Origin of the sequence: Pseudomonas sp. NFACC56-3 (genome assembly GCF_900100025.1) — a bacterium.
Classification (GTDB): domain Bacteria; phylum Pseudomonadota; class Gammaproteobacteria; order Pseudomonadales; family Pseudomonadaceae; genus Aquipseudomonas; species Aquipseudomonas fluorescens_AA.
Window position 1 is genome coordinate 1 of sequence record NZ_FMTK01000012.1, and the last position, 19344, is coordinate 19344.

General features: G+C 61.9%; 17 protein-coding genes. 12 read left to right on the forward strand and 5 right to left on the reverse strand.

Annotation, left to right across the window (positions count from 1 at the left end):
* Positions 1-255 precede the first annotated feature (255 nt).
* Together BLO80_RS16990 and BLO80_RS16995 are read right to left on the reverse strand one after the other, a co-directional pair.
* Positions 256-1749 (reverse strand): CoA-acylating methylmalonate-semialdehyde dehydrogenase, encoded by a 1494-nt coding sequence (locus BLO80_RS16990; protein WP_092331174.1) that lies wholly within the window; start codon positions 1747-1749, stop codon positions 256-258.
* A 71-nt stretch (positions 1750-1820) separates the two neighbouring features.
* Positions 1821-3170, reverse strand: a complete 1350-nt coding sequence (locus BLO80_RS16995; RefSeq protein ID WP_060739305.1) for an omega-aminotransferase AptA — start codon at positions 3168-3170, stop codon at positions 1821-1823.
* Positions 3171-3293: 123 nt separating this feature from the next.
* Between BLO80_RS16995 and BLO80_RS17000 the strand changes: the two genes are divergently transcribed.
* The 6 genes from BLO80_RS17000 (at position 3294) to BLO80_RS17025 (ending at position 9809) form a co-directional block, all read left to right on the forward strand.
* Entirely contained in the window at positions 3294-4214 is a 921-nt protein-coding gene (locus tag BLO80_RS17000) for a LysR family transcriptional regulator (protein WP_092331171.1), read from the forward strand.
* A gap of 222 nt (positions 4215-4436) precedes the next feature.
* Complete coding sequence (locus BLO80_RS17005; RefSeq protein ID WP_060739307.1) at positions 4437-5087, forward strand: TetR/AcrR family transcriptional regulator; 651 nt, start codon at positions 4437-4439, stop codon at positions 5085-5087.
* Positions 5088-5094: 7 nt separating this feature from the next.
* Positions 5095-5676 (forward strand): IMPACT family protein, encoded by a 582-nt coding sequence (locus BLO80_RS17010; protein ID WP_092331169.1) that lies wholly within the window; start codon positions 5095-5097, stop codon positions 5674-5676.
* A gap of 535 nt (positions 5677-6211) precedes the next feature.
* Positions 6212-7765, forward strand: coding sequence for an ABC transporter ATP-binding protein (locus BLO80_RS17015; RefSeq protein WP_092331166.1), 1554 nt, complete (start codon positions 6212-6214; stop codon positions 7763-7765).
* 11 nt (positions 7766-7776) lie between these two features.
* Positions 7777-8883, forward strand: a complete 1107-nt coding sequence (locus tag BLO80_RS17020) for an ABC transporter permease (RefSeq protein ID WP_092331164.1) — start codon at positions 7777-7779, stop codon at positions 8881-8883.
* Positions 8883-9809, forward strand: coding sequence for an ABC transporter permease (locus tag BLO80_RS17025; protein WP_060739311.1), 927 nt, complete (start codon positions 8883-8885; stop codon positions 9807-9809). The genes BLO80_RS17020 and BLO80_RS17025 overlap by 1 nt, the downstream gene beginning before the upstream one ends.
* A 76-nt stretch (positions 9810-9885) precedes the next feature.
* Here the strand turns inward: BLO80_RS17025 and BLO80_RS17030 are convergent, their stop codons facing one another.
* The gene (locus tag BLO80_RS17030; RefSeq protein WP_092331161.1) at positions 9886-10314 is read right to left on the reverse strand and encodes a hypothetical protein; all 429 of its coding nucleotides are present in this window, start codon (positions 10312-10314) and stop codon (positions 9886-9888) included.
* Between the two features lie 80 nt (positions 10315-10394).
* Between BLO80_RS17030 and BLO80_RS17035 the strand changes: the two genes are divergently transcribed.
* The 3 genes from BLO80_RS17035 to BLO80_RS17045 all read left to right on the forward strand — a co-directional run bounded on the left by BLO80_RS17035 (position 10395) and on the right by BLO80_RS17045 (position 13062).
* Positions 10395-10745, forward strand: a complete 351-nt coding sequence (locus BLO80_RS17035) for a MerR family transcriptional regulator (protein WP_092171222.1) — start codon at positions 10395-10397, stop codon at positions 10743-10745.
* A gap of 25 nt (positions 10746-10770) precedes the next feature.
* On the forward strand, positions 10771-11457 hold the full coding sequence (locus tag BLO80_RS17040) for an SDR family oxidoreductase (protein WP_092331159.1): 687 nt from the start codon (positions 10771-10773) through the stop codon (positions 11455-11457).
* A 246-nt stretch (positions 11458-11703) separates the two neighbouring features.
* Positions 11704-13062, forward strand: coding sequence for an 8-oxoguanine deaminase (locus BLO80_RS17045; protein WP_092331156.1), 1359 nt, complete (start codon positions 11704-11706; stop codon positions 13060-13062).
* Positions 13063-13186: 124 nt separating this feature from the next.
* Here the strand turns inward: BLO80_RS17045 and BLO80_RS17050 are convergent, their stop codons facing one another.
* A complete protein-coding gene (locus BLO80_RS17050; RefSeq protein ID WP_092331153.1) occupies positions 13187-14278 on the reverse strand; it encodes a calcium:cation antiporter in 1092 nt (363 codons plus the stop codon).
* A gap of 291 nt (positions 14279-14569) precedes the next feature.
* Between BLO80_RS17050 and BLO80_RS17055 the strand changes: the two genes are divergently transcribed.
* The 3 genes from BLO80_RS17055 (at position 14570) to BLO80_RS17065 (ending at position 17802) form a co-directional block, all read left to right on the forward strand.
* The gene (locus BLO80_RS17055) at positions 14570-15652 is read left to right on the forward strand and encodes a BMP family ABC transporter substrate-binding protein (RefSeq protein WP_092331151.1); all 1083 of its coding nucleotides are present in this window, start codon (positions 14570-14572) and stop codon (positions 15650-15652) included.
* A gap of 146 nt (positions 15653-15798) precedes the next feature.
* Complete coding sequence (locus BLO80_RS17060; protein WP_092331148.1) at positions 15799-16764, forward strand: 2-oxoglutarate and iron-dependent oxygenase domain-containing protein; 966 nt, start codon at positions 15799-15801, stop codon at positions 16762-16764.
* A gap of 84 nt (positions 16765-16848) precedes the next feature.
* Positions 16849-17802: an adenosine deaminase gene (locus BLO80_RS17065; protein WP_060739317.1), complete on the forward strand. Its 954-nt coding sequence runs from the start codon at positions 16849-16851 to the stop codon at positions 17800-17802.
* Between the two features lie 119 nt (positions 17803-17921).
* Here the strand turns inward: BLO80_RS17065 and BLO80_RS17070 are convergent, their stop codons facing one another.
* A complete protein-coding gene (locus BLO80_RS17070; protein WP_092331145.1) occupies positions 17922-19304 on the reverse strand; it encodes an MFS transporter in 1383 nt (460 codons plus the stop codon).
* Positions 19305-19344 lie beyond the last annotated feature (40 nt).

Below are 19344 nucleotides of genomic sequence, written 5' to 3' on the forward strand. Positions count from 1 at the left end.
CGCATATAGAGCCAAACAACATTGCTCTACCTGCTCCTTCCGGACTTCGATGAACTGAAGCCCTGCACCTTCGAAACCTACTTAACTCGTTGAATCTCAAGGAGTTTTCCGTTTAGACTGCGCCGGAAGTGGGGCGAATTATAGACGTCCAGAATCTGCCGTCAACAGCTTTTTTCATAATTCTGTCACATCGATCAAAAAGCCCCGCAAACATAGAGGCCGGCGCCTGACGGCGCCGGCCTCTTCTCTGACCGATTACAAGCTGGGGAACGCGAACTGCGAAGCCTCATGGCTGGCGCGTTGCGGCCAGCGCTGGGTGATCGCCTTGCGACGGGTATAGAAACGCACGCCGTCCGGGCCATAGGCGTGCAGGTCGCCGAACAGCGAACGCTTCCAACCGCCAAAGCTGTGGTAGGCCACAGGCACCGGCAATGGAACGTTGACGCCCACCATGCCGACCTCGATCTCGTCGCAGAACAACCGCGCCGCCTCGCCATCGCGGGTGAAGATGCAGGTGCCATTGCCATACTCGTGATCATTGATCAGTTGCATCGCCTCTTCCAGGCTGTTGACCCGGACGATGCACAGCACCGGCCCAAAAATCTCTTCCTTATAGATGCGCATCTCGGGAGTCACACGATCGAACAGGCAGCCACCGAGGAAGAAGCCCTCCTCGTGCCCAGCCACACTCAAGCCGCGACCATCGACAATCAGCGAAGCACCCGCCGCCACACCCACTTCTATATAGCCACTGACCTTGTCTCGATGCTGACCGGTCACCAACGGCCCCATGTCCAGCCCGCAAGACGTGCCGGCGCCGATCTTCAGCGCCTTGATCTGCGGCACCAGTTTGGACACCAGTGCATCCGCCACCTGGTCGCCGACACACACCGCCACCGAAATCGCCATGCAACGCTCGCCGCACGAACCGTACGCCGCGCCCATCAGCGCGCTGACGGCATTGTCCAGGTCGGCATCCGGCATCAGCACCGCATGGTTCTTCGCCCCACCCAGTGCCTGGACGCGTTTGCCACGTCGAGTGCCCTCGGCATAGATGTATTCGGCAATCGGCGTCGAACCGACAAAACTCAGCGCCTTCACTTCCGGCGCTTCGATCAGCGCATCCACTGCGGCCTTGTCGCCATGGACCACGCTCAAGACGCCCTTGGGCAACCCGGCTTCCAACAGCAACTGGGCGATCAGCAACGTCGAACTCGGGTCGCGCTCGGACGGTTTGAGAATGAAGCAGTTACCGCAGACGATCGCCAGCGGATACATCCACAACGGAACCATCGCCGGGAAGTTGAACGGCGTGATGCCCGCCACCACGCCCAAGGGCTGAAAGTCTGACCAGGCATCGATGTTCGGCCCTACGTTACGGCTGTATTCGCCTTTGAGGATTTCTGGCGCTGCACAGGCAAACTCGACGTTTTCGATGCCGCGCTTGAGTTCGCCGGCTGCGTCTTCCAGGGTCTTGCCGTGTTCTTCGCTGATCAACTGGGCGATACGCGCCTCGTTTTGCTCCAGCAATTGCTTGAAACGGAACATGACCTGCGCACGCTTGGCCGCCGGCGTATTGCGCCAGGCCGGGAAAGCCGCCTTGGCAGCGTCGATAGCCTGCTGGATGGTCGCGCGATCAGCCAACGGCACCTTATGGATGGCCTGGCCAGTGGACGGATTGAACACATCGGCGGTGCGAGCGCTGTCGCTCAGCAGTTCGCCATTGATCAAATGCGGGATGAGGCTCATGGGGGACTCCGGAATTATCCACAGGCGCCGGTGACCGGCGCCCGTTATCGAAAGCTATAGAGAAGGACGCATCAGTCGAGCTTGTTCAGCACTTCACCGACGGCGTCGAACAGGCGATCCAGGTCCTGCGGCTTACTGTTGAACGTCGGCCCGAACTGCAAGGTGTCGCCGCCGAAGCGCACATAGAACCCGGCTTTCCACAACGCCATGCCGGCCTCGAACGGACGCACGATCGCATCGCCATCGCGCCCGGCGATCTGGATCGCGCCGGCCAGGCCATAGTTGCGAATGTCGATGACGTTCTTCGCGCCCTTCAAGCCGTGCAACGCGTTCTCGAAATGCGGGGCGATCTCGGCCACGCTCTGCACCAGGTTTTCCTTTTGCAGCAGGTCCAGCGCCGCCAGACCCGCCGCGCAAGCCACCGGGTGCGCCGAGTAGGTGTAGCCGTGGGGGAATTCCACCGCGTATTCAGGCGTCGGCTGGTTCATGAACGTCTGGTAGATCTCGCTGCTGGCAATCACCGCGCCCATGGGGATCGCGCCATTGGTGACTTGCTTGGCGATGCACATCAGGTCCGGCGTCACGCCAAAGCTGTCGGCACCGAACATCGAACCGGTGCGACCGAAACCGGTGATCACTTCGTCGAACACCAAGAGAATGCTGTGCTGGTCGCAGATTTCCCGCAGACGCTTGAGGTACCCCTCAGGCGGCACCAGCACGCCGGCCGAGCCAGCCATCGGTTCGACGAACACTGCGGCAATGTTGGACGCATCGTGCAGTTCGATCAGCTTCAGCAGCTCATCGGCCAAGGCGATGCCACCTTCTTTCGGCATGCCACGGGAATAGGCGTTGCTGGCCAGCAAGGTGTGGGGCAAGTGATCGACGTCCATCATCGCCTGGCCGAACAACTTGCGGTTGCCACTGACGCCGCCGAGGCTGGTACCGGCGATGTTCACCCCGTGATAACCACGGGCACGGCCGATCATCTTGGTCTTGGTCGCCTGGCCCTTGAGCCGCCAGTAGGCGCGGACCATCTTCACCGCGGTATCGGCACACTCGGAGCCGGAATCGGTGAAGAACACGTGATTGAGATTGCCCGGGGTCAGACTGGTGATTTTTTCCGCCAACTGGAACGACAGCGGATGACCGTACTGGAACCCCGGCGAGTAATCGAGGGTGCCCAGTTGCTTGGCGACCGCTTCCTGGATTTCCTTGCGGGTGTGCCCGGCGCCGCATGTCCACAGCCCCGATAGAGAGTCGTACACCTTGCGCCCCTTGTCATCCACCAACCAACTGCCTTCGGCGGCGACGATCAGGCGCGGATCGCGCTGGAAATTACGGTTGGCGGTGTAAGGCATCCAGTGGGCATCGAGCTTGAGCTGGCTGGCCAGGGAACCGGCAGCGTGTTCGGGCATGTTCATCGACAAAAACCTCGCAGGTCATAAGCGACAGGGAATCGAAAGCGTTCTTGCAGCTAAGTTGCCACGGCGATAAAGTCGATGAAATGCAACTTTTGTAACCTTTAGTCGGCGGATCACTAAACTATGAGCGCGCGTCGTCCCGATCCACTGCCCCAGGTCAGCGACTTTGATATTCGCCTGCTGCGTATTTTCCGCAGCGTCGTGGAATGTGGTGGGTTTTCCGCCGCGGAAACCGTGCTTGGCATCGGCCGCTCGGCCATCAGCCAGCAGATGAGCGATCTCGAACAACGCCTCGGTTTGCGTCTATGCCAACGCGGGCGCGCGGGGTTTTCCCTGACCGAGGAAGGCCGCGAGGTGTATCAGTCGGCGTTGCAGTTATTGAGCGCACTGGAAAGTTTTCGCACCGAGGTCAACGGCCTGCACCAGCACTTGCGCGGTGAGTTGACCATCGGCCTGACCGACAACCTGGTCACCCTGCCCCACATGCGCATCACCCACGCCCTGGCGCAATTGAAAGAGCGCGGGCCCGACGTGCAGATCCAGATCCGCATGATCGCTCCCAACGAAGTCGAGCAAGGCGTGCTCGACGGGCGCTTGCATGTCGGCGTGGTCCCCCAGGCCAGTGCCCTTTCAGGGCTGGAATATCAACCGCTGTACAGTGAGCGGTCGCTGCTGTACTGCGCGGTCGGGCATCCGCTGTTTTATGTCGATGACCAACAGCTTGAAGACGCTCGCCTCAATAGCCAGGATGCCATCGCACCGACCTTCCGCCTGCCGGCCGAGATCCAGGCCCACTACCAGGCGCTCAATTGCACCGCGAGTGCATCGGACCGCGAAGGCATGGCGTTCCTGATTCTCACCGGGCGCTACATCGGTTACCTGCCTGATCACTACGCCAACCTCTGGGTCCAGCAAGGTCGGTTGCGGGCCTTGAAGCCCGCGGCACGGTTCTATGACCTGAGCCTGGCGTCGGTTACGCGCAAGGGTCGCCGGCCTCATCTGGTGCTGGAGAGTTTCCTCGAGAGCCTGGCGGCCACCCGCTGATCCCATTTGCCCCTTGTGGGAGCGAGCTTGCTCGCGATAGCGATAGGTCATCCACATCACCATTGACTGACTAACCGCTATCGCGAGCAAGCTCGCTCCCACATTGTTCGAGGTTGGCCTGGTCATCGGCGGAGGTCTTTTTAGTGTGATGGCACTTGTCGGATTGATGCCGGTGCGCTATCAACGCACTTGCTTGCCCACAGACCCAGCCCGGAAACGCCCATGACCTTTGAAGTCCCAGCCCACAGTGGCAAGCCCACCAGTCGCATTCGTCAAAAGAACGAAGAGACGATCCTCAAGGCTGCCGAAGATGAATTCGCTCGCCACGGGTTCAAAGGTACCAGCATGAATGCCATCGCCCTCAAGGCTGGGCTGCCCAAGGCGAACCTGCATTATTACTTCACCAATAAACTCGGCTTGTACGTGGCGGTGCTGAGCAACATCATCGAATTGTGGGACAGCACCTTCAATACCCTCACCGCCGAGGATGATCCGGCCGAAGCCTTGACCCGCTATATCCGCGCCAAAATGGAGTTCTCTCGTCGCCAGCCCCAGGCATCGCGGTTGTTTGCCATGGAAGTGATCAGCGGTGGCGAATGCCTGACCGAGTATTTCAACCAGGATTATCGCGCCTGGTTCAATGGTCGTGCGGCCGTGTTCCAGGCCTGGATCGACGCCGGCAAGATGGACCCGATCGATCCGGTGCACCTTATTTTCCTGTTGTGGGGCAGCACCCAGCATTACGCCGACTTCGCCACCCAGATCTGCCGCGTGACCGGTCGCAGCAAGTTGACCAAGCAAGACATGATCGACGCGGGTGACAACCTGATCCGCATCATTCTCAAGGGCTGCGGCCTGACACCCACCCTTTAAGATCGCCATGCCCTTTACCCTTGCCGGTTTTTGCGAGTACCGCGAAGAAATTCGCAAAAGCCGCTTCATCACCTTCGCCGCGCCCATCACAAGCCCCGCCGATGCCCAAGCGTTCATCGAGCAGCACAGCGACCTGGATGCCACGCACAATTGCTGGGCCTGGAAACTCGGCGACCAATACCGCAGCAACGACGATGGCGAACCAGGTGGCACCGCCGGGCGGCCGATCCTGGCCGCGATCGAAGCCCAGGCCTGCGATCAAGTCGTGGTGCTGGTGATTCGCTGGTACGGCGGGATTCAACTGGGCACGGGTGGGCTCGCCCGGGCTTACGGCGGCGGTGCGAACAAATGCCTGCAAAACGCCGAAAAAATCGAACTGATCAGCCGTGTGTCGTTGCACTGTAGCTGCGGGTTCGCCGAACTTCCCCTGGTGAAACTGCGCGTCGCCGAGTGCGGCGGGCTGGTGAACGAAGAACGCTTCACGGCCAATGGCGTAGACCTGGAATTGGCCGTGGGTGAAACTCACATCGAAACCTTGCAAGCGCAACTGGCCGGCCTGAGCCGTGGACGGATCCTGCTGGAGCGTTGAATTCGCAGGCTTGCAACCTTTCAGGGCATCGCGCAATCGTTCAACTTGCCCACATCCACTGTGCACCCGACTGTGGATAACCTGAGCACATTCCTCTGTAACCCTTCTGTCATGCGGGTTTCAGAGGGTTGCTCATTTTTCGTCCAAAGTCCTGCCCAATCGACAAATCCATCTGCAAAACAAATGCTTGCAGGGGTTTATCACCTTTAGAAGAAAGCCTCGCAGTGCTTATGCCCGAGTCTGCAGCTTGCGCACAATAACTGTGGAGCAACCTGTGGATAACCCGTTCATGGCTCCTCCCGCCCCAAGAAGATCACGGCTCGCGGTCGCTTGTTCAATTTTTAACCACCCATTTCAGAGCAAACCAATGCCTGCATAAAACGTGCGCGCTCCAACCCGGTGCAGAATTTTCCTGTTGCAGGTACCCAGGCCATACGCAGAGGGCCTTGGCGGCGGGGCCAAGGCAATTTCCTGACCTTATGGCCAGGAAATTGCTTTATCCACAGGCATTCCTGTCCATCGGCCCGAGCCTGTCATGTCCAACCCCGACTCCATCGCGCGCCTGCAACTGCGCAAGATCAGCAAACGCTACCCCGGTTGCCTGGCCAACGACGCCATCGACCTGAGCATCCAGCCCGGCGAAATCCACGCCCTGCTCGGCGAAAACGGTGCGGGCAAAAGCACCCTGATGAAGATTATCTACGGCGTCACCCCTGCCGATTCAGGTGAAGTGATCTGGCAAGGCCAGCGCGTCAACCTGCGTAACCCGGCCCAGGCTCGCAGCCTGGGCATCGGCATGGTGTTCCAGCATTTCTCGCTGTTCGAGACCCTCACCGTTGCGCAGAACATTGCCCTGGCAATGGGCGCGACAGCCGGTTCGCCAGCACAGCTGGAACCCCGGATTCGCGAAGTGTCCCGGCGCTACGGCATGGCGCTGGAACCGCAGCGGCTGGTTCACAGCCTGTCGATCGGCGAGCGCCAGCGGGTGGAGATCATTCGCTGCCTGATGCAGGACATTCGGCTGTTGATTCTTGATGAGCCGACCTCGGTGCTCACGCCCGTGGAAGCCGAAGAGTTGTTCGTGACCCTGCGCCGTCTGGCGAGCGAGGGCTGCAGTATTTTGTTTATCAGCCACAAGCTCGGAGAGGTGCGAGCCTTGTGCCACAGCGCCACGGTGCTGCGGGGCGGGCGGGTTTCGGGGCACTGCACCCCGGCGCACTGCTCGGACCGGGAGCTGGCACAACTGATGGTCGGCGAAGCGGCCGGACTGATCACGGACTACCCCAAGGTCAGCGCAGACAAAGCCTTCCTGCAAATCAACCAGCTGTCCTGGCACAACCCGGACCCGTTCGGCTGCTCGTTGAGGGACATTGACCTTGAGGTCTGCAGCGGCGAAATCGTCGGCATCGCCGGGGTGGCGGGCAACGGCCAGGACGAATGGCTGGCGTTGCTCAGCGGAGAAACGCAGCTTCCCCGCCAGCAAGGCGAAACGATCCGATTCGCCGGTCAACCCGTCGCGCACCTGCGCCCCGATGCCCGTCGTCGACTCGGCCTGGCATTTGTCCCCGCCGAACGCCTGGGCCACGGCGCCGTGCCGCAATTGAGCCTGGCGGATAACGCCTTGCTCAGCGCGTTCCAACAGGGCCTGGTCAGCCATGGGCTGATTCGACGCCGCCAGGTCGAACACCTGGCCGAGGAAATCATCCGTCGCTTCGGCGTGAAGACACCTGACACCCGAACCCCGGCACGCAGCCTTTCGGGGGGCAACTTGCAGAAATTCATTCTTGGCCGGGAAATTCTCCAACAGCCAAAACTGCTGGTGGCCGCGCACCCGACCTGGGGCGTGGACGTCGGGGCGGCGGCGACCATCCATCGTGCCCTGATCGCCCTGCGCGATGCGGGCGCGGCCATTCTGGTGATCTCCGAAGACCTCGACGAACTGTTCCAGATCAGCGACCGCCTCGGCGCCTTGTGCGGCGGGCGCCTGTCAGCCTTGCGCCCCACGGGCGAGACCCGACTCAGCGACGTCGGCGGCTGGATGGCCGGCCAGTTCGACGCCCCTCAACCCCCTGCCCCCGCGCCGGTATAACGGAGTTCCACATGCTGCTTTCTCTCGAACCCCGCGGCCAGCAATCGCACCTGATGCTCTGGTGCTCGCCGCTGCTGGCCGCCGTGTTGACCCTGGGCTGCGGCTCGCTGCTGTTCATCACCCTGGGACATGACCCGTTGCAAACGCTGTACACCCTGTTGATCGCCCCGATCAGCGACCTGTACGGCGTGTCCGAGTGGCTGGTCAAGACCTTGCCGATCCTGCTCTGCGCCCTCGGTCTGGCAGTGGCCTATCAGGCGCGGATCTGGAACATCGGCGCCGAAGGCCAACTGCTGCTGGGCGCCCTGGCCGGCAGTGCCTTGGCGGTGAACATCATCGGCATGCAAAGCCGCTGGGCATTGGTGCTGATCCTGCTGACCGGCACCCTGGCAGGGGCGGCTTGGGCCGGACTCACGGCGTGGCTGCGCACGCGTTTCAATGCCAACGAAATCCTGACCAGCATCATGCTCAATTACATCGCCTTGAACCTGCTGCTGTTTTGCGTTCACGGGCCGTTGAAAGACCCGGCGGGTTTCAACTTCCCGGAGTCGGCGATGTTCGGCGAGGCCAGTCGCCTGCCATTGCTGCTGGAGGATGGCCGGGTCCATGCCGGGCTGTACTTCGCCCTGCTGGCGTTGGTGGCGGTGTGGGTCTTGCTGCAGAAAAGCTTCGTCGGTTTTCAGATCAAGGTGCTGGGCCTCGACGCCCGCGCCGCCGGTTTCGCCGGCTTTCGCCAGAAGCCGCTGGTGTGGCTGGCGCTGTTGATCAGCGGTGCGCTGGCCGGGCTGGCCGGCGTCTGCGAAGTGACCGGGCCGATCGGCCAACTGGTGCCGCAGGTGTCGCCGGGCTACGGCTATGCGGCGATTACCGTGGCATTCCTGGGGCGGCTCAATCCCATCGGCATTCTGTTTGCCAGCCTGTTGATGGCGTTGCTGTACATCGGCGGCGAAAGCGCGCAGATGTCGTTGAACCTGCCCCAGGCGATCACCCAGTTGTTCCAGGGGATGATGCTGTTTTTCCTGTTGGCCTGCGACGTATTGATCCTGTACCGGCCACGCTTGAACCTGCGCTGGACCCGGCGCGCCCGAACCACTGCGGTACAGGCAGGAGCCCTGTGATGGATATCGACCTGTTGAGCAATATTTTCTACGCCATGGTCCGCTGCGGCACGCCACTGCTGCTGGTGGCCCTGGGTGAATTGGTCTGCGAAAAAAGCGGCGTCCTCAACCTGGGCCAGGAAGGCATGATGCTGTTCGGCGCGGTGATCGGTTTTATCGTCGCGTTCAACAGTGGCAACCTCTGGCTCGGCGTGCTGCTGGCGATGGCCGCCGGGATGCTGTTGTCGGCATTGTTCGCGCTGGTGGCACTGGTGTTCAACGCCAATCAGGTGGCCACCGGGCTGGCGCTGACGATTTTCGGGGTGGGCCTGTCGAGTTTTGTCGGCGCGGCCTGGGTCGGCAAACCGCTGGCGGGATTCGAGCCGCTGGCCATTCCCTACCTGAGTGACATCCCCTTGATCGGGCGGATGCTGTTTGCCCAGGACTTGCTGGTTTACCTGTCCTTCGCGCTGTTTGCCCTGGTGGCGTGGGTGCTGATGAAAAGCCGCACCGGATTGATCATCCAGGCCGTCGGCGAGAACCCCGATGCCGCCAGCGCCATGGGCCTGCCGGTGTTGCGGGTGCGGACCCTGGCGGTACTGTTTGGCGGCGCCATGGCCGGGTTGGCCGGCGCCTATCTGTCGTTGGCCTACACGCCGATGTGGGCCGAGAACATGAGCGCCGGCCGTGGCTGGATCGCCCTGGCCCTGGTGGTGTTCGCCAGTTGGCGGGTGTGGCGCCTGCTGCTGGGGGCCTACCTGTTCGGCCTCGCCAGCATCCTGCACCTGGTGGCCCAGGGCTTGGGGCTGGCGATTCCATCGAGTCTTCTGGCGATGCTGCCCTACGCCGCGACCATCGTAGTGCTGGTGCTGCTGTCCCGGGATGCCGTACGCACCCGGTTGTATGCGCCGGTGTCACTGGGGCAGCCTTGGCAGGCGGGGCATTGAGATAGACCGCGGCGCACCTATCGCGAGCAAGCTCGCTCCCACACTAGACCAGGTGAACACTGAGTTCAGGTTTGACTCAGGCCCCCTGTGGGAGCGAGCTTGCTCGCGATGAAGCCCGAACAGGCAACACCTGAACCAACCCCCACACCACCTCCAAAAACAGGAAAACCCACAACACCGCACTGGCCCCATGAAGCAGCGCATACAGCTGCCAGGCCGCAAACAGAAACCGCCCCGCCGCGTCATACCGTCCGTACAGCAGTTGCGGATCACGAATCCGCAGCACCGCCCACACGCAGACAATCGAGCCCAGCAAATTCACCATCAGCAGATGCGCCGGCGCAAACGGCGGCAATTCTCCTGGCAGGTCAAAGAGCTGAGACAGGCTCATCAACACATCATGCAACGCCGCAAAGCTCCACGGCGTGGCCAGCACGGCCGACACGATAAGGTCGTACCAGGCGCTGCCGCGCACCACCTGGCGATATTGCATCGAAGTCCACATACACGTTGCTCCAGATAATTGGGGAGCGAAAAGGCTAAAGCCTGGGGTATGCTCCAAGGTCAAGCCCTCCGGAATTGTCCATGCGTATCGGTGAATTAGCCCAAGCCTGCGCCGTCAGTCGAGACACCCTGCGCTTCTATGAACAACGGGGCCTGATTGCGGCAACGCGCAGTGCCAATGGCTATCGCGACTACCCCGCCGACGTGGTCCAGCTGGTGCTCTACATCAAGACCGCCCAGCGCCTGGGCTTTACCCTGGGCGAGATCGGCGCCAGCGTCGCCGCCCTGTGGAACGCCCCCGACCCCGACTGCGCGGTGACGCAATTGCTGCAAGACAAATTGAACCTGATCGAAACCCGCATGACCGAACTCGACGCGTTGCGTCAGGAGCTGAAACAACGGCTCGGGCAACGTTGTCCATTAAACCCGTAACCTCTTTCTTTCAAGGATGCCCCTCATGACTTCGGCTAGAAACGCATTGATCATCGGCGCCTCCCGGGGCCTGGGCCTCGGTCTGGTGAAGACGCTGCTCAGCGATGGCTGGAACGTGACCGCCACCGTGCGCAACCCGCAGAACGCAGAAGCTTTGAAGGCGCTAGGCCCGGTACGCATTGAAAAACTCGACATGGATGACCAGCAAGCCGTCATCGCCCTGAGCCAGCAGCTCAAGGGCGAGACCTTCGACCTGCTGTTCGTCAATGCCGGTGTCAAAGGCCCGGACAACCAGAACCCAGGCGGCGCGACGCTGGCGGAAGTCGGCCAGTTGTTCTTCACCAACGCCGTGGCGCCGATCAACCTGGCCCAGCGCTTCGTCAGCCAGATTCGCGACGGCAGCGGCGTGCTGGCGTTCATGAGCTCGGTGCTGGGCAGCGTGACCATGCCCGACGCGCCGGAAATGGCGCTGTACAAGGCCAGCAAGGCTGCACTCAATTCCATGACCAACAGCTTCGTCAACCAATTGGGCGAGCAGGCATTGACCGTGCTGTCGCTGCACCCGGGCTGGGTGAAGACGGACATGGGCGGTGAAGGCGCGGACATCGATGTCGAGACCAGCACCCGCGGGCTGATCGACCAGGTCAATGCCTTCGCCGGCAAGGGTGGGCATCACTTCGTCAGCTACAAGGGCGAAACGATTCCCTGGTAACCCCACCTTTCCTTTGTGGGAGCGAGCTTGCTCGCGATGACGGCCTCACATCCAACAGGGATGTCGACTGATCTACCGCTATCGCGAGCAAGCTCGCTCCCACAGGGTTCTCGGCCTGACACTGGATCTGCGCCCGGCAACCTGAGTAAACTCCACCCTCGCCCACCTAACGGGCGACCCTGGATCAGCAGACAGGGCATCACTGAGCTGGCTAACCTGAACCCACTTTCAGAGGAGCCGGCCATCATGCCTGCGACCCGTACCTGGTTGAAAAACCCCCTCGCCATTTTCACCGCCAACGACCTCGATGCCCATGGCGGCCTCGTCCTGCAGGACGGTGTGATCGTCGAACTGCTGAGCGCCGGCCAACAACCCGCCCAGCCCTGTGACCACATCTTCGACGCGCGCGAGCATGTGATCCTGCCGGGGTTGATCAACACCCATCATCACTTCTACCAGACCCTGACGCGCGCCTGGGCGCCGGTGGTGAATCAGCCATTGTTCCCGTGGCTGAAGACCCTCTACCCGGTATGGGCGCGGCTGACCCCGGAAAAACTCGCCCTGGCGAGCAAAGTAGCCTTGGCCGAGTTGCTGCTGTCGGGCTGCACCACGGCGGCCGACCACCACTACCTGTTTCCCCAAGGCCTGGAACATGCCATCGACGTGCAAGTGCAAAGTGTCCGTGAACTGGGCATGCGCGCGATGCTGACCCGCGGTTCCATGAGCCTGGGCGAGGCCGACGGAGGCTTGCCACCGCAGCAGACCGTGCAGCAGGGCGAGGTGATTCTCGCCGACAGCCAGCGCTTGATCGCCGAGTACCACGAGCGCGGCGACGGCGCCCGGATCCAGATTGCCCTGGCGCCCTGCTCGCCGTTTTCGGTCACGCCCCAGATCATGAGCGCCAGTGCCGAGCTGGCGGAGCAACTCGACGTACGCCTGCACACTCACCTGGCCGAGACCCTCGATGAAGAGGACTTTTGCCTGCAACGCTTCGGCCTGCGCACCGTGGATTACCTGGACAGCGTCGGCTGGCTCGGACCCCGTACCTGGCTGGCCCACGGCATTCATTTCAACCCGGATGAAATCGCTCGCCTCGGCGCCGCCGGCACCGGCATTTGCCATTGCCCCAGCTCCAACATGCGCCTGGCCTCGGGCATCTGTCCGACCCTGGAGCTCACCGCCGCCGGCGCCTCCGTGGGCCTGGGGGTAGACGGTTCGGCGTCCAACGATGCCTCGAACATGATCCTTGAAACCCGCCAGGCGCTGTACATCCAGCGCCTGCGCTATGGCGCTCAAGCGATCACGCCGGAACGCGTACTGGGCTGGGCGACCCGGGGCTCGGCGCAACTGCTCGGGCGCAGCGATATCGGCGAACTGGCCGTGGGCAAGCAGGCCGACCTGGCGCTGTTCAAGCTCGATGAGCTGCGTTTCTCCGGCAGCCACGACCCGATCTCGGCCCTGCTGCTGTGCGGCGCGGACCGGGCGGATCGGGTGATGATCGGCGGGCAATGGCGAGTGATCGACGGGCAGGTCGAGGGACTGGACTTGAAGGGGCTGATTGCCGATCACAGCCAGGCGGCGCGGGAATTGATCGCCGGCGCCTGACCCACCCCAAATCCCCTGTGGGAGCGAGCTTGCTCGCGATAGCGCCAGATCAGTCAACATTGATGTTGAATGGCTGGCCGCCATCGCGAGCAAGCTCGCTCCCACAATGGGTGCTGTATTGGGCCTAGAGCCCCAGCAAGGACAACATGATGAAAGTCGCGAACAACACAAAGTGGGTCATGCCTTCGATGGCATTGGTTTCACCATCATTGAGGTTGATCGCGCTGACGATCAGGGTGATGAAGATCATCACCGTCTGCACCGGGGTCATCGCCATCTGGAAGGGCTGGCCGGTGTAGAGGGCCATGGCTTCCATCACCGGTACGGTGAGGATCACGGTGGACAGCGACGCGCCCAACGCGATGTTCACCACCGACTGCATGCGGTTCGCCAGGGCGGCGCGCAGAGCGGTGAGGATTTCCGGTGCGGCGGAGATCGCGGCCACCAGGATCGCCGTGACCACCGGCGGCGCGCCCGAGCCTTCCAGGCCCAGGTCGAGTGCCTTGGACATGACTTCGGCCAGGGCGCCGATCACCACCACGCCAAACACCAGGGCACCGATGGAAAACGTCAGACTGATGGGTTCCGGCTCGTTTTCCACCGGTTCTTTCTTGCGGCGTTTTTCCGGGTAGCTGTAGCTGAAGAAGTAACTGTGGGGCCCGACCTGCATGCGCAGGAACAGGGTGTACAGCACGATCATCGCGCCGATGGTGAAGGCCGAATACATTTTCCAGTTCTGCTGGGGAATGAACTCCGGTACCACCATCGACACGCCCATGGCGGTGAGGATCATCACGCTGTAGGTGCGCGCCGAATCGTCGTTGTAGGCCTGCTCGCCATGCTTGATCCCGCCCATCAGCGCCGCCAGCCCGAGGATGCCGTTGATGTCGAGCATCACCGCCGAGTAGATCGTGTCCCGCACCAGTGTCGACGACGCTTCGTTGCTCATCATGATCGCCAGGATCACCACCTCCACCAGCACCGCCGACAGGGTCAGGATCATCGTGCCGTAGGGATCACCGACTTTTTCCGCCAGCAACTCGGCGTGATGGGCCACGCGCATGGAGGCGGCGACGATGAAGCCGATCAGCACCAGGCCACCGATCAACGCGACCAGTTGCCCGTTGCCCAATAGCCAATGTTCCAGCGGGTAAGCGATGAGCGCGGCGATCAGCGCCAGCAACAGCAGTTTTTCTTGCTTGAGCAAAGTGAGCATCGCGGGCCTGTCAGCGTGGGCGGGTCATGAGCTACAGACTGTAGGGGGCGGCGAACGTTTCGTTCGAGTGTGACGCACCAGACAGTGGCGAGTGGCTGGCAGGTGCACCTTTATCGATCTGGAGGGCCTCATCGCGAGCAAGCTCGCTCCCACAGGTTGTGCACGCCTTTGTGGGAGCGAGCTTGCTCGCGATGGCTGCCCCGAAAAGATCGCAGATTTTGTTGTCCTTTTGGTCAGCATTTTGCATTGGTGCTGCACAGCCAACCTCACAACAAAATGGAGTTCGAGTTCATGCACAAACGCCCCTTGAAGAAGTTGCTTTGCGCCGTCGTCGCCGCCGTCGGCCTGGGCGCCGGTCTGAATGCCAGTGCCGCCGACCCGCTGAAGGTCGGCTTCGTCTACATCGGCCCGATCGGCGACCACGGCTGGACCTATCAGCATGAACAAGGGCGCAAGGAGCTGGCGGCGAAATTCGGCGACAGGATCACCACCAACTACGTGGAAAACGTGCCGGAGGGGGCCGACGCCGAGCGGGTGATCCGCAACATGGCCAAGGACAAATACGACCTGATCTTCACCACCTCCTTCGGCTACATGAACCCGACGCTGAAAGTCGCCAAGCAGTTCCCCAAGGTGATCTTCGAACACGCCACCGGCTACAAGCAGGACAAGAACCTGGGCACGTACCTGGCTCGCACCTACGAAGGCCGCTACGTCGGCGGTTTCCTCGCGGCCAAGATGACCAAGACCAAGAAGATCGGCTACGTTGCCTCCTTCCCGATCCCGGAAGTCATCCGCGACATCAACGCCATCCAACTGGCCCTGAACAAATACAACCCCGGTACCGAGATCAAGGTGGTGTGGGTCAACTCCTGGTTCGACCCGGGCAAAGAAGCCGACGCCGCCAACGCGCTGATCGACCAGGGCGTGGACGTGGTGTTCCAGCACACCGACAGCCCGGCGCCGATCCAGGCCGCCGAACGACGCGGCGTCTATGCGGTGGGCTACGCTTCGGACATGGCCCACTTCGGGCCCAAGGCGGTGCTGACCTCCATCGTCAACGACTGGGGCCCGCATTACATCCAAGCGACCCAGAGCGTGCTCGACCATGACTGGAAATCCCAGGACTACTGGGGCGGCCTGAAGGAAGGCACGGTGAAACTGCCGATCAGCGACCTGGTGCCGGCAGCGGTCAAGGGCGAAGCCGAGCAGATCATCGCCGACATCGAGAGCGGCGCCTTCCATCCGTTCACCGGCCCGATCAAGGACCAGGCCGGCGTCGAGAAAATCCCCGCGGGCGCGAGCGCCACCAACGCGGAACTGGCGTCGATGAATTATTACGTCGAAGGCATGAAGGCCGAGATTCCCAAATAGTCCACAAACCCAACCCAATATCTATTGTGGGAGCGAGCTTGCTCGCGATTGCGGACCGACATTCAATATCTGTATTGGCTGACCCACCGCGATCGCGAGCAAGCTCGCTCCCACATGGGGCTCCTATTTCAAGTCAGGAAAGCCGCATGAACAGCCTGCCCATCATCGACATCAGCCCGCTCTACGGCGATGAGCCCGACGCCTGGCAAGCCGTCGCCGGGCAAATCGACCGTGCCTGCCGCCAGTGGGGCTTTTTCTACATCAAGGGCCACCCCATCAGCCCGGCGCGCATCGCCGAGGTACTGGGCAATGCTCAACGCTTCTTCGCCCTGCCCGTCGAAGAAAAGCTCAAGATCGACATCACCCAGACCCGTCACCATCGCGGCTACGGCGCCGTCGCCACGGAACAACTGGACCCGACCAAGCCCAGCGACCTGAAGGAAACCTTCGACATGGGCCTGCATTTGCCGGCCGATCACCCCGAGGTGCTGGCGGAAAAACCCCTGCGCGGCCCCAACCGGCATCCCGACCTGAGCGGTTGGGCAACCTTGATGGAGCAGCATTACCGTGACATGCAGGCGCTTGCGCAAACCCTGCTGCGGGCCATGACCCTGGCCCTGGGCATCGAACGGGACTTTTTCGATACGCGCTTCAACGAGCCGGTGAGCGTGCTGCGCCTGATCCACTACCCACCCCGCGATGCCGCCAGTTGCGCCGAACAGCAAGGTGCCGGCGCTCATACCGATTACGGTTGTATCACCCTGCTCTACCAGGACGCCGCCGGCGGCCTGCAAGTGCGCAACGTCAACGGCCAGTGGATCGACGCGCCGCCTATCGACGGTACCTTCGTGGTCAACCTCGGCGACATGATGGCGCGCTGGAGCAACGACCGTTACCTGTCCACGCCGCATCGGGTGATCAGCCCGCTGGGAGTGGACCGTTATTCGATGCCATTCTTTGCCGAGCCGCACCCCGACACGCTGATCCAATGCCTGCCCGGTTGCCAGGATGACGCCCACCCGCCAAAGTACCCGACCACCACCTGCGCCGAATTCCTGCTCTCGCGCTTCGCCGACACCTATGCTTACCGACGGGAGCCCCACGCCGTGTAGTGGATCAGCCGGTCAGGTTTTACCCGACAGGGCCGCCAGCCCCCTGTAGAATGCCCGCCATCGCTTCGCTGATGAGAAAAGACCATGTACGACTGGCTGAACGCCCTGCCCAAGGCTGAACTGCACCTGCACCTGGAAGGCTCCCTGGAACCCGAGCTGCTGTTCGCCCTGGCCGAACGCAACAAGATCGCTCTGCCATGGAACGACGTCGACACCCTGCGCAAGGCCTATGCCTTCAACAACCTCCAGGAGTTCCTCGACCTGTATTACCAGGGTGCCGATGTGCTGCGCACCTCCCAGGATTTCTACGACCTGACCTGGGCCTACCTGTTGCGCTGCAAGGCGCAGAACGTGATCCACACCGAACCGTTCTTCGACCCGCAAACCCACACAGACCGTGGCATCCCGTTCGAAGTGGTGCTCAACGGCATCGCCGCCGCCCTCAAGGACGGAGAGCAGCAACTGGGCATCACCAGCGGCCTGATCCTGAGTTTCCTGCGCCACCTGAGTGAAGAACAAGCCGAGAAAACCCTCGACCAAGCGCTGCCGTTCCGCGAGGCTTTCGTGGCCGTGGGCCTGGACAGTTCGGAAATGGGCCATCCACCGAGCAAGTTCCAGCGAGTCTTCGACCGCGCGCGCAACGAAGGCTTCCTGACCGTCGCCCACGCCGGCGAAGAGGGCCCGCCCGAGTACATCTGGGAAGCCCTGGACCTGCTGAAGATCCAGCGCATCGACCATGGCGTGCGGGCCATCGAAGATGAGCGACTGATGCAGCGGATCATCGACGAGCAGATTCCATTGACCGTGTGCCCACTGTCCAACACCAAGCTGTGCGTGTTCGACGACATGTCCCAGCACAACATCCTCGACATGCTCGAACGCGGTGTGAAGGTGACGGTGAACTCCGATGACCCGGCCTACTTTGGCGGCTACGTCACCGAAAACTTCCACGCCCTGCACACCCACCTGGGCATGACCCAGGACCAGGCCAAGCGACTGGCGCAGAACAGCCTGGATGCGCGGCTGGTAAAACCTTAAGCCTCACGATCATCCCCTGTGGGAGCGAGCTTGCTCGCGATGGCGGTGTATCAGTCGACATCGATGTTGCATGCCAGACCGCTATCGCGAGCAAGCTCGCTCCCACAGTGGGCTGGTGTTTAATCGGCCACCGTACCCTCGCTCAATTCCTCCAGCGTCTTGCCCCGGGTTTCCATGCCGAACACCCAGACCACTCCCGCCGCCACGGCGAAGCACAACGCACCCAGGGCAAATACGCCGCCCTGACCAGTGATGGGAAACACCAGGCCGGTCACCAGGGGACCGAGCAGCGAACCGATACGACCCACCGCCGAAGCGAAGCCCGAACCCGTGGCCCGCGCCGAGGTGGGGTACAGCTCCGGCGTGTAGGTGTAGAGCACCGCCCACATGCCAAACAGGAAAAACTGCATCAGCAAACCGGTGCCGATCAACAGGCCGACGTTGCCGCCAAACACCGCACTCTGCCCATACAGAAACGCCATCACCCCACCGCCCAGCAAGGTGATGATGCACACCGGCTTACGCCCCCAACGCTCCACCAGCCAGGCCGCCATCAGGAAGCCGGGAATCCCGCCCAGGGAAATCAGCACGGTGTAATACACCGACTGGGTCACGGCGAACCCCGACTGCTGCAACAATGCGCTGAGCCAGGACGTCAGGCCATAAAAACCCAGCAAGGCAAAGAACCAGACACTCCAGATCATCATCGTGCGCTGGCGATACAGCGGCGACCAGATCTGCGCCAGGGCCGAAAAGAAATTGCCCGGCGTGCTCTCGACCCTCGGCAGGCGAATCGGCTCCGGCAGGTCGCGCTGTCCCAGCGAGGCTCGGACCTTGTCTTCGATTCGCTTGAGCACGGCATCCGCTTCATCACCCCGTCCGGCCTGCTCCAGCCAGCGCGGCGACTCGGGAATGAAGAAGCGAATCGCCAGGACAAACACTGCCGGCACCGCCAGCACCAGGAAGATGTCGCGCCAGCCCACCACCGGCAGCAGAAAATACGACAGCACCCCCGCCGCCACGAAACCCAGTGGCCAGAAGCCGTCCATCAAGGCGATGTAGCGCCCTCGACGCTTGGCCGGGATCAACTCCGAGAGCATCGACTGGGCAATCGGAAACTCCATGCCCATGCCGATGCCCAGCAGGACGCGGAACAGTGTCAAGGTCTCGACGTCCTGGGCGGTGGAGCACAGGTAACTGGCAATGCCCCACAACACGATGCTCCACTGGAACACCGGCTTGCGCCCGAAACGATCGGCCAGCATGCCCGACAGCGATGCACCCAGCACCATGCCGAAGAAGCTGGAGCTGGCGAGCAGACCGGCCTGGGCAGTGCTCAGGCCGAACTCGGCTTTGATCGAGCCCAACAGGAACGTCATCATCGCCAAGTCCATGGAGTCGAAGAAAAACGCCAGGGCGATGATGATGAAAATCACCCGGTGATACCCGCTGATGGGTAACCGCTCCAGGCGTTCCGCCGCGCTGTAACCGTGAGTATTCATGTTGCTGCCCCCCAATCCAAAAAAATCCCCGGATCGAGTG

Coding starts and splice junctions, on each gene's coding strand:
- BLO80_RS16990 (WP_092331174.1), bottom strand. CDS start 1,749: ATGAGCCTCATCCCGCATTTGATCAATGGCGAACTGCTGAGCGACAGC.
- BLO80_RS16995 (WP_060739305.1), bottom strand. CDS start 3,170: ATGAACATGCCCGAACACGCTGCCGGTTCCCTGGCCAGCCAGCTCAAG.
- BLO80_RS17000 (WP_092331171.1), top strand. CDS start 3,294: ATGAGCGCGCGTCGTCCCGATCCACTGCCCCAGGTCAGCGACTTTGAT.
- BLO80_RS17005 (WP_060739307.1), top strand. CDS start 4,437: ATGACCTTTGAAGTCCCAGCCCACAGTGGCAAGCCCACCAGTCGCATT.
- BLO80_RS17010 (WP_092331169.1), top strand. CDS start 5,095: ATGCCCTTTACCCTTGCCGGTTTTTGCGAGTACCGCGAAGAAATTCGC.
- BLO80_RS17015 (WP_092331166.1), top strand. CDS start 6,212: ATGTCCAACCCCGACTCCATCGCGCGCCTGCAACTGCGCAAGATCAGC.
- BLO80_RS17020 (WP_092331164.1), top strand. CDS start 7,777: ATGCTGCTTTCTCTCGAACCCCGCGGCCAGCAATCGCACCTGATGCTC.
- BLO80_RS17025 (WP_060739311.1), top strand. CDS start 8,883: ATGGATATCGACCTGTTGAGCAATATTTTCTACGCCATGGTCCGCTGC.
- BLO80_RS17030 (WP_092331161.1), bottom strand. CDS start 10,314: ATGTGGACTTCGATGCAATATCGCCAGGTGGTGCGCGGCAGCGCCTGG.
- BLO80_RS17035 (WP_092171222.1), top strand. CDS start 10,395: ATGCGTATCGGTGAATTAGCCCAAGCCTGCGCCGTCAGTCGAGACACC.
- BLO80_RS17040 (WP_092331159.1), top strand. CDS start 10,771: ATGACTTCGGCTAGAAACGCATTGATCATCGGCGCCTCCCGGGGCCTG.
- BLO80_RS17045 (WP_092331156.1), top strand. CDS start 11,704: ATGCCTGCGACCCGTACCTGGTTGAAAAACCCCCTCGCCATTTTCACC.
- BLO80_RS17050 (WP_092331153.1), bottom strand. CDS start 14,278: ATGCTCACTTTGCTCAAGCAAGAAAAACTGCTGTTGCTGGCGCTGATC.
- BLO80_RS17055 (WP_092331151.1), top strand. CDS start 14,570: ATGCACAAACGCCCCTTGAAGAAGTTGCTTTGCGCCGTCGTCGCCGCC.
- BLO80_RS17060 (WP_092331148.1), top strand. CDS start 15,799: ATGAACAGCCTGCCCATCATCGACATCAGCCCGCTCTACGGCGATGAG.
- BLO80_RS17065 (WP_060739317.1), top strand. CDS start 16,849: ATGTACGACTGGCTGAACGCCCTGCCCAAGGCTGAACTGCACCTGCAC.
- BLO80_RS17070 (WP_092331145.1), bottom strand. CDS start 19,304: ATGAATACTCACGGTTACAGCGCGGCGGAACGCCTGGAGCGGTTACCC.